Origin of the sequence: Chitinophaga arvensicola, from assembly GCF_900110835.1 — a bacterium.
Lineage (GTDB): Bacteria > Bacteroidota > Bacteroidia > Chitinophagales > Chitinophagaceae > Chitinophaga > Chitinophaga arvensicola.
Genome location: NZ_FOJG01000002.1, coordinates 470,047 through 486,102, shown reverse-complemented (window position 1 = coordinate 486,102; position 16,056 = coordinate 470,047). Strand labels below are relative to the sequence as shown.

Here is a 16,056-nt window from a genome sequence, read left to right as displayed (position 1 = left end):
AATTTATTTAACATATACTTCAATAATTGCATTAGTTGGTCTTCTGGGTGCAAGAAAACTATCCACCTGGTGATAATGTTGCTTCAATTCATCCCTCAATGCGAACGGATAAAAGTTGTTCAGACCAGGTGCATATTCATAAATGATCAGGTCGTAATGATGGTCTCTTACCTTCTGGGTAAAGGTGGCCAACTGCCGGTTGAACATCCCTACTCCGAGATGATACCATAAAGGATAATCGGGACCGGTTTCCAGTTTATAAGGCATCGCTACTGCCAGCGGCGTCAACTCCGACATATTCAATACCTTGATGTCCGCTTTCTTTTCAGCAACCACAGGAAGCGCCATTATACGGTCCATTCCTTTGGCAGTTGAGGAAGGCATATAGATTTTACGGAAAGGACGGAGACTGGAGAATACCCAGGCAGATACCGGCACATCGGTGGTATCTTTATCAAGGATATAGTTATGGCGGTTTACCACGTTCTCATGTCCCGGACCTGTTGCGGCCACTTCAGTAGCAGGAAACAACCGGTCTGCGAAACGACCTACATATTTCCACCAGGTACCCGACCACCAGAAAACAACGAGTAAGGTAGCGCCAAGCAATGGACGCACTGCGTTGAGATTTATCTTCAGTAAATCACATAAATAACTGGCGATGAAAGCAAAAGCGAAACTATGGAAGAAGATATTATTATCAGGCGGCGTATAGCTGGTTACCTGGAAAATGGCTGCTTCCCCGAGTATGCCTAAGGTAAGCAGGGCGAACAACACCTCTTTACGTTGCCGGATCCAGTTGCCTTCCTGCTTAATTTTGGCAGCAATACATAATGCCACCAATACTACATAGCCTTTGATCCAACTGGAGCTGCCAAAGATTTCATCGGTAAAGTCGTTGAACGCCAGGCGGGAACTATGCGGCGGCTGTCCATGGTTCCACCAGTAGCCGAAACCTGGCATCAGCGGAAGGATCATAATCAGCGCCACCACGAAAAACATACCTGCAAAAACGGGCAGGTCGAGCCAGCGACGGGTGCTGAAGCTGTTATACGCCAGGAACAGCAGGCATAACATAAAGGCCATTCCACCGCCATCCTGTTTGGTAAAAACCGACAGGAAAATAAAAAAGGCTGCAGCCAGCATCAGCAAATACCTACGGATACGGCTATCCGAAAAGAAGGAACGGAACAGGAACGCAAGTCCTACCAGCTCAAATACGATCACAGTATGATTATACCAGGGCCAGAAATTGAAGAAGGAATAGGACAACACAAATACCAGTACAGATAGTAACCGTACACCGGGTTGCACCCCTAAACTTTTCAAGATAGACCGGAAGGCAAATCCTGCCATGATATTCAGGCATACCTGTGCCTTAACCAGGGAGATCATTTCGGGTCCGAAAATTTTAAAGAAAATGGCAGGAAAGATCCAGAAGCCATAGCCCAGCGGAGAACCAAAATCTTTAAAAGGTATCTGGCCGGAAGAGATCCGGTAAGCGCCTTCCCAGGAGAGGAAAATGTTGACCCGGTAAGGGAATGTGACAAATAGCGGCACCAGCGCCAATGCTATGATAATAAAGCTTTCGACAATGGCCGGACGTTGGCCTTTTAGTGAGAATATCGACATAGTAGTTTGGGATTCGCTGTAATTGCTAAATATTCCGTAATATGAATGGCAGCAAAAGTAATCGAATAAATTGTAATTTGCCAGCCTGGAAAATTACCAATCAACTTTAGGTCCCCATGAAATATTTAAAGCTACTCAGACCCAAACATTGGGTAAAAAATGCCTTCCTGTTCATCCCTCTGTTTTTCGCAGGAGAAATATTCCACGTGGACAAACTGGCGCAAATGATCATTGCCTTTTTATCCTTTAGCTTAATTGCCAGCAGCATTTATATACTAAACGATTACCGGGATATTGAAGCCGACCGGATGCACCCGGTGAAATGTAAACGCCCCCTTGCCTCCGGGGAGGTAAGCAAATCGGCCGCCATTGCACTATTCATTATCTGTGTGTTTGCCAGCTATGCCCTTGCCTACACCGTCCGGGAAAAGCTCGTGTTCGTGATCAGCATATACTTCATACTGAACCTGTTTTACTGCCTCGGATTGAAAAACGTCTCCATTCTGGATATCATGATCCTCTCCGCCGGCTTTGTGTTGCGCGTAAAAGCAGGTGGTGTTACCGCCAAAGTACCTATTTCAGAATGGCTGAATATCATGATCTTCCTGCTGGCGCTGTTTATGGCTATAGCCAAACGCCGCGATGATATCCTGATCAAAATGGACACCGGCAAGGAAATGCGGAAAGCTGCCAAAGGCTATAATATGGACTTCCTCAATGTTATGCTGGCGCTTGTATCGGCTGTTATCATTGTGGCTTACCTGATGTACACCATCTCCCCTGAAACACAGGTAAGGTTCAAGACCTACCGCCTTTATTATACTACCCTGTTTGTAATTGGCGGATTATTACGATATTTGCAAATAACCTACGTGGAGAACAATACCGGTTCTCCCACCAAAATCCTATATAAAGACCGTTTTATTCAATTAACCATCCTCCTGTGGGTCCTGAGTTTTTATGTATTAATTTATTTACCGACAGATAAAACATTTTTTGAATAATGCAAAAACGGTTAGCCAACTGGGGAAACTACCCCGCTGTTGCCAGTGAAGAAAATGCTTTTACCCAGGAAGATCAGCTCCGTCATTATGTGGTATCAAACGACCATATGATTGCCCGCGGCAATGGCCGTTGCTATGGCGATGCCTCTCTTGGAAAGAATAGCATTTCCATGCTGAAGTACGATAAGATGCTTTCTTTCGACACCGAAAAAGGAATCATGGATGTACAGGCAGGCGTAACACTGGATCAGATACTGGACATTATTGTTCCCAAAGGATGGTTCTTACCGGTTACACCCGGCACAAAATATATCACCGTAGGCGGCGCTGTTGCCTCCGACGTACATGGAAAGAACCATCACGTGGATGGCGCATTCTCCGGCCATATCATAGATATGGATGTACTTATTGCCTCGGGCGAAACTATCTGCTGTAACGCTACCACGCACGAAGACCTGTTTTGGGCTACCTGCGGCGGTATGGGACTGACCGGCATTATTACCCGCGTAAAATTTGACCTCAAAAAAATAGAAACGGCCTATATCCGGCAAACACAACTGAAGGCAAAAAACCTGGAAGAAGTGATCCGCCTGTTTGATGAATACAAACATTACACGTATTCTATGGCCTGGATTGATTGCCTGCAAAAAGGCGACTCCTTCGGACGCAGCATCCTCATCGTAGGAGAACATGCTACCCCCGAAGAATTGAATGACACGCAGAAAAAGGCGCCACTTACCCTTCCGGCTAAACGAAAACTAAGTGTGCCGTTCAACCTGCCCTCTTTTGTGCTCAACACATTTACAGTAAAAGCATTCAACTGGCTGTATTACGGGAAGAACTATAAAAAGGTAATGCATAAGGTAATCCCTTACGAACCCTTCTTTTATCCGCTGGACGCTATCCTGCACTGGAACAGGGGATATGGTAAAGCCGGTTTCATTCAATACCAGTTTGTCGTATCGCTCGATAAGAAAGATGGCCTTATCGCTATCCTTCAACGGATCAGCGACAAAGGCTGGGGATCTTTCCTGGCAGTGCTGAAAGTATTCGGCGAGCAGGACAGCCTCATTTCTTTCCCTATGGAAGGTTATACCCTTGCATTGGATTTCCCTATCCGCAAAGGACTGTTCGAATTCCTGGATGAACTGGATGAAATTGTACTGCAACATGGCGGCCGTTTATACCTTTCCAAAGATGCCCGCATGAAACAGGAAATTTTCTGGAACAGCTATCCCAATGCGCGCAAGTTCGCTGACATTGTGAAACAATATAACGGTAACGCCCGTTTTGAATCCCTTCAGTCGGAGCGTTTATTACTCACGAAATAGTTTACCCTGATTAACGAAACACCTCTCATGCCCACCGTTTTACTACTCGGCGCAGGTTCAGACATGGCGGTAGCCATTGCCCGGAAATTTGCGTCTGAAAAATATGATATTCAATTAGCAGGCAGACATACTGCGGCATTGGTTCCCCAGCAACAGGACCTGCAGCTGCGATACGGTATCCAAGCCACCTCCCATGCTTTTGATGCGACTGACTATAACTCACATGCCGGCTTTTTTGCCGGCCTCCCAGTACAACCGGATATCACCATCTGCGTATTTGGGTATCTTGGCACACAGGAAAAAGCACAGGAAAACTGGCAGGAAGCTGCCGCTATTATCAACACAAATTACACCGGTGCAGTATCCGTGCTGAATGTAGTGGCTGAAAGCTATGCAGCAAAGCAACAGGGTACTATTGTAGGTATCAGTTCTGTAGCCGGAGAAAGAGGCCGCCAGAGCAATTATATCTATGGCAGTGCCAAGGCAGGTTTCACCGCTTATCTCAGCGGCCTGAGAAACCGGCTGTTTCGTAGCGGCGTTCACGTAATGAGTGTGCAACCCGGTTTTGTGGACACCCGCATGACCCAGCACCTCACACTTCCCCCCCTGCTGACAGCTCAACCGGAAGCCGTAGCCACCGCCGTTTTCAAAGGAGTAGCACGTAAAAAGAATGTGTTGTATGTGAAGTGGCATTGGAAATATATCATGCTCATTATCAAATTAATACCGGAAGGTATTTTCAAAAAACTTTCCCTGTGACCATTGCCTTTTTTGATTTTGATGGTACTATTACCACGAAGGATACCCTCTGGCAGATTATCCGCTACCATCGGGGCAGGGCAGCTATGTATGCCGGGATTGTACAACTCCTGCCTGCATTACTGCGGTTTAAACTCAAGCTGCTGCCTGCACAGGAAATGAAAGAACAGGTGCTTGCCTATTTTTTTAGTGAGATGCCGGCGGCAGAATTTGCCGCAGGTTGCGAAAAATTCTGCCAGGAGCAATTACCTAAACTGATACGCCCCCTGGCATTGGCCGCCATACGCGATCATCAGAAACAAGGACATCATGTAGTGGTGGTTTCGGCTTCTGCGCAGGACTGGGTTGCGCCCTGGTGCCGGAAGGAAAACATTGTTTGCCTGGCTACCCGGCTGGAAGTAAAAAATAAACTCCTTACGGGTAAGATACAGGGAATCAACTGTAACGGAGAAGAGAAAGTAAAGCGGATCCGGGAAGCTTACCGCCTGGAAAACTTTCCCGTAATCTATGCCTATGGGGATAGTAATGGCGACCGCCCTATGCTGGCACTGGCCCAACATCCCAGTTACCGGCCTTTTCAATAACTGTGCTCACGTTGATAATATCGGGGAGATGTAAATGGTTAAAGCCATTTCCATCTCCCCGAACTTTTTACCACCTTCACTTCCTTTAATAAAAAATGCCTCACCATGACGGTAAGGCACTTTCTATTATTGTAACAGATTGATTGTACGAACTTATTAAGCTGCTTTTGCTTTCTTCATCTGAGCAGTCACCATCGCTGGTTTCAACTTGATGATACCTACAAAGTTCAACAGCTTCATTACCTGGTAGCTGGGATCCAGCTCATACCACTTTTTGGCAAAGTTAGGACTGTCTTTAAACTTGTGGTGGTTATTCTGGAACAGTTCGCCCATCAGGATAATGCCCCATGGTGAAGTATTCCGGGAATGATCGCTGTTATCAAAATTCTGGTAACCATATTTGTGACCGCACCAGTTAACAATAGCACCCTGTACAGGTCCCATCAGGAAATGGATGGGCAGCAACAGGTAAAGATACCACATACCAGCAGGAACAAATGCTACATAGAAAGCTACATAAGCGCCCATCCAGAGGAAACGGGTAATGTTACTGTCACCGATTTTATCCATGGCATCCCATTCCGGTAACGGATCTTTGGTAAACTTAGGATCTACCTGGCTGGTACGGGTTACAAAACCATTGTAGATTTTGCGGGTCTGTACCATCATACCCCATACGTCTTTGAAGAAGTGCGGAGAATGCGGATCGTGTTCGGTATCGCTGAATTCATGGTGCATGCGGTGCATAACGCCATAAGCTCTTGGAATCAGGTATGATGAACCCTGGAAAAACCAGGTGCTGAAATAAAAGAATCGCTCCCAGAATTTACTGGTGGTATACATCTGGTGAGATGCATAACGGTGTAAGTAGAATGTGTGGAAAAACAAGGAAAAGAACCAATGCACACAAAAGAATATCAGGATCGCCGTCATTTCTATACTTTATAAAGTGACAAATAAGCGCCAAAGGTAAGGTAATTGAACGGATTTTTAGTCATCCCTGCGTATGGTGTTGGTGAAGGAAATGTTAAAATAATTTTAAATTTTAAATTTTCCTTACCCAACGTAACTCTAAGAGGTTCATGCCGTTACCACTTAATCCCTGCACATTTGGTTGCACCAATCTGATCACTTCATCATAGAAAAGCGGCACTACTGCCGCGTCTGCCATGATCATCTGATCCATCTGCTGATATTGGAGATAGCGGAGACTGTCATTGTTTTCTTCGAGCGATTGCTCATACAACTGATCGAACGCCGGGTTACGGTAGCGGGTATAGTTGGGCGGCGCGGGATTCTTACTGTAAAACATGGCCAGGTAACTTTCCGCATCCGGGTAATCCGCGATCCAGCTGCCCCGGAAAAACAACGCCTGGGATTTGGCGGTTTGCTCCAGCAGCAAGCTTTTCTGAATGATCTCCACCTGTATCCGGATGCCAGCCTCCTGTAACTGGTTAGCCACATAGTTGGCCAGGTCCGCATAAATAGGAATCGATAAGAGCTTTATCACCGGCAGCCCCTTCCCTTCCGGGAAACCTGCTTCCCGCAGCAACTGGCGCGTCATCCCGGGATTATAGGGATATCCTTTTACATTTTCTGCGTTGAAGGAAGGCAGCCCCGCAGGCACAAAACCTGCCACGGCAGCGGTACCGATACCATTGCGGAGGTAAGTCATCATTTTCGTACGGTCGATCCCGTAATTGATCGCCTGTCGTATTTTTTTCCAGCGCAACGGCGATTCCTTTACAAGCGCAAGACTACTGTCTGTCAGGAAACCCAGGTATTCCGTATTCAGATAGGGATGTTTATGTAACACCATCTTCCCTTCCCATTCCTTCCGGAGCTTTCCTTGTTTGGTCAATACTTCATCTTTAAAGGAGGCGTCAATATCGTTCATGAAATCCAGTTGTCCCTGCCGGAACAGCAGGAACTCTGAGGCTTTGCTTTCCAGGAAGCTTACCTGCACCGCTTCCAGGTAAGGCAGACGATTACCTGCAGCGTCTTTTTCGAAATAGGTAGGGTTACGGTGAAGTACAAGCGCCTGCCCTTCATCCCAGAGGAAAAAGCGGAAAGGCCCGGTACCGCAGGGATGATTACGGAAATCTTTTCCGTATTTCTCTATCGCTTCTTTTGGAACAATAGAGCAGTATTGCATACTGAGAATACCCAGTATAGGGTGAAACGGCCGGAACAGGGTGATTTCGAAAGTAGAATCATTTAAGGCGATGAAGCCGCTGTCGGCGCTGAGTTTACCATTGAAGATCCAGGCGCCCGGTGATGCTGTGGCCGGATCCATAATCCTGCGCAGACTGTACACCACGTCCTGCGCTGTCATACGGCGCCCCCTACCACCAGGGAAAATATCACTGTCCTGGAAATACACATCCGTTCTGAGGTCGAAGGTGTAGGTACGGTGATCTGCCGACTCCCGCCATTGTTTGGCCAGCGAAGGGCGGATCACCAGGTTGCTGTCTGGTTCTACCAGGGTATTGTACAATTGTTTTACCGCCCATATCACTTCCTGGCTTTTGGCAAAAGCAGGATCCAGGCTGGCGATTCCATTGGTGCTGTTGTAACGAAATACCCGCAGCGACTGTCCTTCCGGACTACCGCATGACCACAACAACCCGATGCAAAGCACCGCAAGGCAATATCTGATTATAACCACCTGACAATAACAACTTTTCATTTGGCAGTAAATTAATATCTTTCAGGCTAAAATATACGAATAAATATGCGCGGCATACCGATGCTTTGTATGGCCCTGATGGCAACATTAACTGCAGGGGCACAACAGTTCAGCAGGGCGGACACGCTGAGGGGAACCATTACCCCGCAGCGCGCCTGGTGGGACGTTACCAGTTACGACCTGCATGTGCAGGTAAATCCGGACGACAGTACTTTCAGTGGCTTCAATACTATTACCTACAAGGTATTGAAAACGGATTCCCTGATGCAGATAGATCTTCAGGTACCTATGGTGATCGACAGCGTAGTCCAGGACAAAAAATCGCTGGCATTTACGCGCGACAGCAACGCGTGGTTTATCAAGCTGGTGGCCCCGCAGGGAAAGGACAAGACCAAAAAGATCACCGTTTTTTACAGTGGAAAACCTCGTAAAGCCCTGAATGCGCCATGGGATGGCGGTGTAGTGTGGAGCAAAGATGAAAAAGGCCGTCCGTGGATTGCCACTGCCTGTCAGGGTTTGGGCGCCAGCATCTGGTGGCCGAACAAAGATACCCAGAGCGATGAGCCGGAAAACATGACTATTCATGTAACTGTGCCTTCAGAACTGGTGGATGTATCCAATGGGCGGTTGAAAAAGACCATCGACAACCCCGATGGCACCAAAACCTTTGTATGGTATGTGAGCAATCCGATCAATAATTATGATGTAGCCGTTAACGTAGGTAATTATATAGAGATGAAAGATACCTGGTCCGGAGAAGGTGGCAAACTGGATCTCGGATTCTGGGTACTGGATTATAACGAAGATAAAGCCAGGGAGCATTTCAAAGTGGTAAAACCGATGCTGAAATGCTTTGAATACTGGTTTGGCAAGTATCCTTTTTATAAAGACAGTTACAAACTGATTGAAGCGCCTTTCCTTGGAATGGAGCATCAGAGCGGCGTGGCGTATGGCAATAATTACCGCATGGGCTATAAGGGCACTGATCTTTCCGGTACCGGCTGGGGGCTGAAATGGGACTTTCTCATTATCCACGAAAGCGGCCATGAATGGTTTGGTAATAATATTACCAGCAAGGATCTCGCCGATATGTGGATCCATGAATCGTTTACCAATTACTCGGAGACCCTCTTCACCGAATGCCAGTATGGACGTAAAGCCGCCGATGAATATGTACAGGGCATCCGCAAGAACATCAAAAACGATGTACCTATCATTGCACCTTATGGGGTGAATGCAGAAGGAAGCGGCGATATGTATTATAAAGGTGCCAACATGCTGCATAACATCCGCCAGATCATGGAAAATGATGAGGCCTTCCGTCAGTTGCTGAGAGGCATGAATAAAACGTTCTACCATCAAACCGTTACCACGCAGGAAATAGAGCAGTATATGAGCCAGGTGGTGGGTATGAATCTCAGTAAGGTGTTTGACCAGTATCTCCGTCATACTACCATTCCTACACTGGAGTACCGTTTCAGCGGACAACAGCTGCAATACCGCTGGGTGTCTGATGTAAAGGATTTCAACATGCCGGTGAAAGTAAAGCTGAGTGATAATGGATTTAAGCTCATATATCCGGGCACATTATGGCGGAGTTCCAATATTACCCTGAGCGATGTGAAGAATTTTGAAGTAGATAAAAACTTCTACATTAATACGAAGCAGGTGAAGTAGCTGTTACTTTCCCATCTTCCGGAAATAAAAAGGAGCCAGCGTAGAACTGGCTCCTTTTTATTTTTATTTTTTCAGCAGTTTGAATGCGTGTCCGGTGCTATCATTCAGGAAGCCATACGCGGCCCACAGGATATTCAGCGGTTCAATACTGCGGCTCATTTCTATTTTTCCCATATCCGCCACATCTTCCCAGCCTATTTCGTGGAGCAGGTTTGTCACCTGTTCTTTGGCTTCGATATTATTACCGGCGATGAACATGGTGGGGGCGCCATCTTTGAAATCCGGCAGCAACATCTTTTCGTGGCCGATACAACTCAGGGCCTTTACCACATTGGCATCTGGCGGTAGCCAGGCCTGTATCTGCTCACCGGCAGAATTGGTATGGCCGATGGTGAAAGTGAGGCGGCCGTTTTCATCGGGGCCTTTGCCATCCAGCGGATTCGTGACATCCACTACCGTTTTGGTTTTGAAATTCCAGATCCCTGCGGCTTCAATGGCTTTTTTAGTGCCCACCCAGCTGGTACAGATCAATAACAATTCCCCGAATTCGGAGGCTTGCCGGAAAGTACCGGCCGTAGCCAGTTTACCTTGCTTTTTGATCCATTGCTGCAACGATTCTTTGGAAGGATTGCGGGTACCGATTGTAACATGATGTCCTGCCTGGATAAGCCCTTTACCAAGAGTTAGCCCGACCGGACCGCTTCCAAGGATACCGATTTTCATGTGTGTAAATTAATTTAAGGAGATGACTGGTGCGAATCATGAAGATACTTAAAAAAGAAGAAAGGATAAAGCCATGCTTTATCCTTTCTATATAACAAATAATTTAAATTCGTCATAAACCCGCTCCTGCATTACCTTTTTTTACTTTTGAAACCATTACACGGCTTGTTCTGCCATCAGGTATCCGAGGAACTTCTGCATCCCCTGTCTTTTAGCGGGTGTAAAAGGATAGCTGATGTTATGGATATAATAGGTAGTCAGGTCATACACATCATACGGATTCTCTGCCACTACAGCCGGGATGTTCTGAATACCGATACCGGTGGCGTTGTTGAATTCCTTTGTAAACGCCGCTGGTAGCGGTTTATTACTGATCCAGGCTGCAAATACAAATGGCAGGCTGGTAAAACGCACCCAGTTTTCCGCGAGGTCATATATATATGGAGACACCTTCCGTTGTTCCAGGGCACGGTCGCCGATAACAAGACCAGCGTCTGTTCCTTTGATTTTATCCTGGTAATCCCCGCTGGTATTCACAAATTCCACGTCGAGCTTCCAGTATTCGCGAACCAGCACCTTAAGCAGGGCCACGGAGGTCCGGCTTTGATAGTCGAGGTAAATGCGCTTAATTTCGTTCAGAGGTACATCACTATACAAACAAACCGATGCTACAGGGCCTTCCGCGCCAATACAATAATCTGCTATGATATGATATTCCTTCAGTTTAGGGATGATGGCCACTGGTACCAGCGCCACATCCACTTCTCCATCTATCAGCTGCTGGGCTATTTTAGCCGGATAATCCATCGATAATTCCATCATCTCCATCACCGGATGATTCCTGAATCCATACAATAAAGGCTTCGTATTCAAATAACTTACAGCCGCAACTTTTACTTTCCGTTCCAATTTCAGTAATTTTGAAGCTGCAAAAGTAATTAAATCCCGGTTAACAAGTTCCAAATGAATAATTCATGTCGGGGGAATCCCGGTTTGAAGGAACTGATAACCACTTAAACATGTTCATAGTAATACTGGAATATATAGATTATGCAACTACAACCATTAACTGCCATTTCTCCACTGGACGGGCGCTATCGCAAGCAACTGGACGAGCTGGCCAATTATTTTTCTGAATTTGCGTTGATCCGTTACCGTGTGATGGTAGAGGTGGAATATTTCATTGCGCTCTCCGAGCAGAAGCTGTTTGCCCTGCCCAAGACCAAGTTCGCCGCCCTGCGTAAAATTTACCAGGAATTCACCATCGAGAACGCGCAACTGATCAAAGACACAGAAAAAATTACCAACCACGACGTGAAGGCAGTGGAATATTTTCTGAAGAATGAATTGAAGAACCTCGGTCTGGAAGACAAACTGGAATGGGTGCATTTCGGTCTTACTTCCCAGGATGTTAACAATACCGCGACTCCCCTCCTGTGGAAAGATGCGGTAGAACACGTGTACATGCCCGCTCTGGCCAACATGATCCTGGAACTGAAGAAACTCGGCCAGTCATGGATGAAAGTGCCGATGCTGGCCCGTACCCACGGACAACCGGCTTCTCCAACCATTCTGGGTAAAGAAATCCTCGTGTTTGTAGAAAGACTGGAAGGCCAGGTAAACCTGCTGGGGCATATTCCTTTTGCCGCGAAGTTTGGTGGCGCCACCGGTAACTTCAATGCACACTATGTAGCTTTCCCGAAGATCAACTGGGAAAAATTCGGGGAGAAATTCGTGAATACCACACTGGGACTGCAACGTATGAAATATACCACGCAGATTGAGCACTACGATAACATCTCTGCCCAATTTGATGCACTGAAAAGGATCAACACCATTTTACTGGACTTCTGCCGTGATATCTGGACATATATCTCCATGGATTACTTCAAACAGAAGATCAAGAAGAATGAAGTAGGTTCTTCCGCAATGCCACATAAAGTGAATCCGATTGATTTTGAAAACGCCGAAGGTAACCTCGGTCTGGCGAATGCACTGTTTGAACACCTGAGTGCAAAACTGCCCGTATCCCGTTTACAACGCGATCTCACCGATTCCACCGTATTACGTAACCTGGGCGTACCATTCGGCCATACGCTGCTGGCTACCAAATCCATCCAGAAAGGATTAGGTAAACTGATCCTCAATGAAGCCAAGCTGAAAGACGACCTGGAAAACAACTGGGCGGTAGTAGCAGAAGCCATTCAAACCGTTTTGCGCAGAGAGAATTATCCGCAACCATACGAAGCCCTGAAAGAGCTGACCCGTGGCGGAGAACAGATCACGCAGAAGAGCATGCATAAATTTGTGGATGGACTGAAAATCAGTGCCGCCCTCAAAAAGGAACTGAAAGCAATAACACCACACAACTACACCGGTTTGTGGTAAACATAAAAAGCGAAAAGCTCCGTCTTATAGACGGAGCTTTTTTGTAATGTTGACTCCCGAAAGCAATTCTCTGCGATCAATGCGTTTCTCTGGCATTACAGCCGTGGTTTAACAAACGCGGTCAATTGTGTATTAATTCTTATTCCCCTGCTTCTTTTTGTTACTGGTATCGCCGGTATTTCATTTCTTTCGTTGATAGCAATAGATTGCCTTCACCGGTTTTTTAAAACCGTGACAATTGCTTTTCAGAAAGAAGTATTTTGCTTGAAAACTACCGGGGCACCGGGAGTGTGTAACAACTCAGGGGTAGGTTCTAAAAGCTACGCAAAGATATAAAATATCAACCTATTAAGGAATAATTACAGGCATTTTTTTGTTAATAACTAGTTAATGTAAAAACGCCGAAAAGCAGGCGGATTTTGTCTTTCCGGGATTCTGTCTACCAGCTTGTTTATCATGATTCCCGATCTGGCACCTCCCTGAAAAGTAATTTTTGATCTCCCCTCTTTCCCTTCTTATTAAAAATCATTAAAAACAAATTCAGAACACATCTTTCAGGTGCAGGAGTTCATATACTTCTCCGGAGAAAGTGATCGCAATAATATCAAAGCGGATAGCAACCGGCTCCAGGTCATATTGCAGAAGATATTCCTCCGCCACACTACGAATATGTTCTTCCTTGCGGTAGTTCACAGCTTCTTCCGGCCAGCCGAAGCGATCTGTGCTGCGTGTTTTTACTTCTATAAAGAATAGTTCTTCTGCTTTCCGGGCAATGATATCAATTTCCCGTTTCCCGCATTTCCAGTTCACGTGCAGGATGGTACAGTGCCGGCGAACATACGCCTGTGCAATCGATTCTCCCCTTTGTCCGAGGGACAGGTGATTCAACATATGGCTTGTGGTTTGGGTAACAAACAGTTGCCTGAAATAATTTACCTCCGGGTGCTATGAAATTCTTATACTTAACACCTATTTTTGCAGGCGTATAAAATTATCATTTCTCTGCTATTTAACAAGTAAACAGATTACTATATATGAACTTATTCAGACTGGAAGGAAAAGTACAGCATTATGCGTGGGGCGGATATAACTATATTCCTGAGCTGTTGGGAATTACGCCGTCAGACAAGCCCAGTGCAGAATACTGGATGGGTGCGCACCCTAGTGCTCCTTCTACCATTACTACAGCCAGCGGTCCCTTGCCGTTGAATCAATTGATTCAGCAGGACCCGGCAAACATCACCGGTCCGGCCGTTTGGGAGAAATTTAAAGAGCTGCCTTTCCTTTTTAAGATCCTGGATGTAAAAGATATGCTGTCTATCCAGGTACACCCTACCAAAAGTGAAGCAGAAAAAGGATTTGCACGTGAAAATGCCGCAGGCATTCCTTTAACTGCACCCGATCGTAATTACAAAGACGATAACCACAAGCCTGAAATCATGGTGGCCCTGAGCGAGTTTTACCTGCTCCACGGCTTCTTACCGCATGAACAATTACTGAACGTCCTGAAAACCGTTCCGGAATTCACTTCACTGGTAAGCATATACGAAAAAGAAGGTTATTATGGCCTCTACAAAAATGTAATGGAAATGCCGCAGTCGCTGGTGAATATCATCCTGCGCCCGCTGACCGATCGCATGATTCCTTTATATAAAGCCAACAAAATAGCGAAAACTGATCCCGGTTTCTGGGCAGCGCGCGCAGTGTTGAATGATCCGGGAAGCAACGACAAACTGGATCGTGGCATCTTCTCTATCTACTTCTTTAACATCATGCAGGTACAAACCGGCGATGCCGTATTCCAGGATGCCGGTATCCCCCACGCTTACCTGGAAGGCCAGAACGTAGAGCTGATGGCCAATTCAGACAATGTATTGCGCGGCGGACTCACTCCCAAGCACGTAGACGTACCTGAATTGTTAAAGCATACCCGTTTTGAAGGTGTTCATCCAAATATCATCAAAGGTAATGTGAGTGCAGACGGACTGGAAAGAATTTATCCTTCTCCGGCACCGGATTTTGAAGTAAGCAAGATTGATCTCAAAGCCGGCCAGGTGTACAAGCACACTGCAAAGGCTGCAGAAATCCTGATTGTAATAAACGGAACGGCTACTATCAAAGGGGAAGATACCCTGGCATTACAGAAAGGCCAGTGCGCATTTACTGCATATGGTGCTACTTATGAAATCAGCACAGATGGTGAGGCGGAATTGTTTAAAGCCACCGCAAATATATAATTACAGCAGGCTATTGTGCGGTGAGCTATGCTTACCACACAATAGCCTTTATCAATCAGATAACGATCACCGTTTTCCCTTTCCCTTTTGCCTGACGGCTCAATGCAATGGCCGCCGGTACATCTTCCAGTTTTATTTTATTTTCTACCGGAATAGTGAGGGCCCCGCGATCTATCGCTAAAGTTAAAGTATCCAGGGATGCGGCACTGCCCTGCGTTTCAAAGTTACCTCCGCGAATATTTTTTGCTTTCATGGCTTCCTCATCAGCTACAAAAACGGTAGTCAATGCACCTGCACCTGGTTTCAACAAATCCAGGTTGGCTACAAATCCCTTTCCATCACTGACCAGGTCTATCAATCCATCTATACCTTCCGGGTATTTTGTTTTTACCTGCGCTGCCAAAGGAGCATCCTTATAGTTAATGGTTACGGCTGCACCCAGTTGTTTCATGCGCGCGGCACCCTCACTGTCGGATACGGTGGCAATTACCTCGATCCCCTGCGCTGTAGCAAGTTGTGTGGCAAAGGAGCCTACACCGCCGGTAGCGCCATTGATCAGCAAGGTATCGCCTTCCTGCAGATCCAGTTTATCCAGCAATTGCTGGGCCGTCATACCTGCCGTAGGCACTGCGGCAGCTTCCACTGCACTGAGACTGGTGGGCGCTTTGGTAATGCCTGATTTCTCAGGTACAATGGCGTATTCTGCATAAGATCCTTCACCAATAGGAGAATGAATAAACTGCCCGTAGATCTTGTCGCCCACCTTAAAGCGGGTAACGCCCTCCCCTACTTCTTCTACCGTACCGGCGCCATCTACGCCCATGATCAGTGGAAAATTATGTTTGGTTTTTCCGTCGTCCATAATGCCATCAATCATTTTCCAGTCGAATGGATTAATGCCGGCGGCGGCTACCTTGATCAGGACGGTTCCCGGACGCAGCGCCGGTTTCGGCAGATCCATCACCACAGGAATGTCTTTAAACTTTGATACGGCTACGGCTTTCATAATGCTGTTTTTTATTGTAGAAAGAT

General features: G+C 46.4%; 14 protein-coding genes. 7 read left to right on the top strand and 7 right to left on the bottom strand.

The genetic code is table 11. The features are described from left to right. Positions 1 to 3: 3 nt before the first annotated feature. Complete coding sequence (locus BMW79_RS19230) at positions 4 to 1,632, bottom strand: hypothetical protein (RefSeq protein WP_089897265.1); 1,629 nt, start codon at positions 1,630 to 1,632, stop codon at positions 4 to 6. Between the two features lie 116 nt (positions 1,633 to 1,748). On the opposite strand from BMW79_RS19230, the gene BMW79_RS19225 reads away from it, so the two are divergent. The 4 genes from BMW79_RS19225 to BMW79_RS19210 are packed head-to-tail and all read left to right on the top strand — an operon-like array spanning position 1,749 to position 5,310. After that, positions 1,749 to 2,636, top strand: coding sequence for a decaprenyl-phosphate phosphoribosyltransferase (locus tag BMW79_RS19225; RefSeq protein WP_089897264.1), 888 nt, complete (start codon positions 1,749 to 1,751; stop codon positions 2,634 to 2,636). Then, the gene (locus BMW79_RS19220; RefSeq protein WP_089897263.1) at positions 2,636 to 3,967 is read left to right on the top strand and encodes an FAD-binding oxidoreductase; all 1,332 of its coding nucleotides are present in this window, start codon (positions 2,636 to 2,638) and stop codon (positions 3,965 to 3,967) included. The genes BMW79_RS19225 and BMW79_RS19220 overlap by 1 nt, the downstream gene beginning before the upstream one ends. A 27-nt stretch (positions 3,968 to 3,994) precedes the next feature. Continuing rightward, positions 3,995 to 4,726 (top strand): SDR family oxidoreductase, encoded by a 732-nt coding sequence (locus BMW79_RS19215; RefSeq protein WP_089897262.1) that lies wholly within the window; start codon positions 3,995 to 3,997, stop codon positions 4,724 to 4,726. Further along, positions 4,723 to 5,310 (top strand): HAD family hydrolase, encoded by a 588-nt coding sequence (locus tag BMW79_RS19210; protein WP_177192250.1) that lies wholly within the window; start codon positions 4,723 to 4,725, stop codon positions 5,308 to 5,310. The genes BMW79_RS19215 and BMW79_RS19210 overlap by 4 nt, the downstream gene beginning before the upstream one ends. A 156-nt stretch (positions 5,311 to 5,466) precedes the next feature. Here the strand turns inward: BMW79_RS19210 and BMW79_RS19205 are convergent, their stop codons facing one another. Together BMW79_RS19205 and BMW79_RS19200 are read right to left on the bottom strand one after the other, a co-directional pair. Then, positions 5,467 to 6,243, bottom strand: a complete 777-nt coding sequence (locus BMW79_RS19205) for an acyl-CoA desaturase (protein ID WP_089897260.1) — start codon at positions 6,241 to 6,243, stop codon at positions 5,467 to 5,469. A gap of 112 nt (positions 6,244 to 6,355) precedes the next feature. Then, the gene (locus BMW79_RS19200; RefSeq protein WP_245752602.1) at positions 6,356 to 7,978 is read right to left on the bottom strand and encodes an ABC transporter substrate-binding protein; all 1,623 of its coding nucleotides are present in this window, start codon (positions 7,976 to 7,978) and stop codon (positions 6,356 to 6,358) included. Positions 7,979 to 8,044: 66 nt separating this feature from the next. Here BMW79_RS19200 and BMW79_RS19195 point away from each other — a divergent pair, with 66 nt between their 5' ends. After that, the gene (locus BMW79_RS19195; protein ID WP_089897258.1) at positions 8,045 to 9,676 is read left to right on the top strand and encodes a M1 family metallopeptidase; all 1,632 of its coding nucleotides are present in this window, start codon (positions 8,045 to 8,047) and stop codon (positions 9,674 to 9,676) included. 63 nt (positions 9,677 to 9,739) lie between these two features. On the opposite strand, the gene BMW79_RS19190 is transcribed toward BMW79_RS19195, so the two are convergent. Together BMW79_RS19190 and BMW79_RS19185 are read right to left on the bottom strand one after the other, a co-directional pair. Continuing rightward, on the bottom strand, positions 9,740 to 10,399 hold the full coding sequence (locus tag BMW79_RS19190) for an NADPH-dependent F420 reductase (protein ID WP_089897257.1): 660 nt from the start codon (positions 10,397 to 10,399) through the stop codon (positions 9,740 to 9,742). A 156-nt stretch (positions 10,400 to 10,555) separates the two neighbouring features. Next, the gene (locus BMW79_RS19185) at positions 10,556 to 11,308 is read right to left on the bottom strand and encodes a menaquinone biosynthetic enzyme MqnA/MqnD family protein (protein WP_089903970.1); all 753 of its coding nucleotides are present in this window, start codon (positions 11,306 to 11,308) and stop codon (positions 10,556 to 10,558) included. A 141-nt stretch (positions 11,309 to 11,449) separates the two neighbouring features. On the opposite strand from BMW79_RS19185, the gene purB reads away from it, so the two are divergent. After that, positions 11,450 to 12,787 (top strand): adenylosuccinate lyase, encoded by a 1,338-nt coding sequence (purB, locus tag BMW79_RS19180; protein WP_089897256.1) that lies wholly within the window; start codon positions 11,450 to 11,452, stop codon positions 12,785 to 12,787. 540 nt (positions 12,788 to 13,327) lie between these two features. Here purB and BMW79_RS19175 read toward each other — a convergent pair. Next, entirely contained in the window at positions 13,328 to 13,678 is a 351-nt protein-coding gene (locus BMW79_RS19175) for a YraN family protein (RefSeq protein ID WP_089897255.1), read from the bottom strand. Between the two features lie 143 nt (positions 13,679 to 13,821). Between BMW79_RS19175 and manA the strand changes: the two genes are divergently transcribed. Next, positions 13,822 to 15,024, top strand: a complete 1,203-nt coding sequence (manA, locus tag BMW79_RS19170; protein ID WP_089897254.1) for a mannose-6-phosphate isomerase, class I — start codon at positions 13,822 to 13,824, stop codon at positions 15,022 to 15,024. Positions 15,025 to 15,079: 55 nt separating this feature from the next. Here manA and BMW79_RS19165 read toward each other — a convergent pair whose 3' ends face one another. Beyond that, complete coding sequence (locus tag BMW79_RS19165) at positions 15,080 to 16,030, bottom strand: NADP-dependent oxidoreductase (protein ID WP_089897253.1); 951 nt, start codon at positions 16,028 to 16,030, stop codon at positions 15,080 to 15,082. Positions 16,031 to 16,056: the final 26 nt, after the last annotated feature.

Coding starts and splice junctions, on each gene's coding strand:
- BMW79_RS19230 (WP_089897265.1), bottom strand. CDS start 1,632: ATGTCGATATTCTCACTAAAAGGCCAACGTCCGGCCATTGTCGAAAGC.
- BMW79_RS19225 (WP_089897264.1), top strand. CDS start 1,749: ATGAAATATTTAAAGCTACTCAGACCCAAACATTGGGTAAAAAATGCC.
- BMW79_RS19220 (WP_089897263.1), top strand. CDS start 2,636: ATGCAAAAACGGTTAGCCAACTGGGGAAACTACCCCGCTGTTGCCAGT.
- BMW79_RS19215 (WP_089897262.1), top strand. CDS start 3,995: ATGCCCACCGTTTTACTACTCGGCGCAGGTTCAGACATGGCGGTAGCC.
- BMW79_RS19205 (WP_089897260.1), bottom strand. CDS start 6,243: ATGACGGCGATCCTGATATTCTTTTGTGTGCATTGGTTCTTTTCCTTG.
- BMW79_RS19195 (WP_089897258.1), top strand. CDS start 8,045: ATGCGCGGCATACCGATGCTTTGTATGGCCCTGATGGCAACATTAACT.
- BMW79_RS19190 (WP_089897257.1), bottom strand. CDS start 10,399: ATGAAAATCGGTATCCTTGGAAGCGGTCCGGTCGGGCTAACTCTTGGT.
- purB (WP_089897256.1), top strand. CDS start 11,450: ATGCAACTACAACCATTAACTGCCATTTCTCCACTGGACGGGCGCTAT.
- BMW79_RS19175 (WP_089897255.1), bottom strand. CDS start 13,678: ATGTTGAATCACCTGTCCCTCGGACAAAGGGGAGAATCGATTGCACAG.
- manA (WP_089897254.1), top strand. CDS start 13,822: ATGAACTTATTCAGACTGGAAGGAAAAGTACAGCATTATGCGTGGGGC.
- BMW79_RS19165 (WP_089897253.1), bottom strand. CDS start 16,030: ATGAAAGCCGTAGCCGTATCAAAGTTTAAAGACATTCCTGTGGTGATG.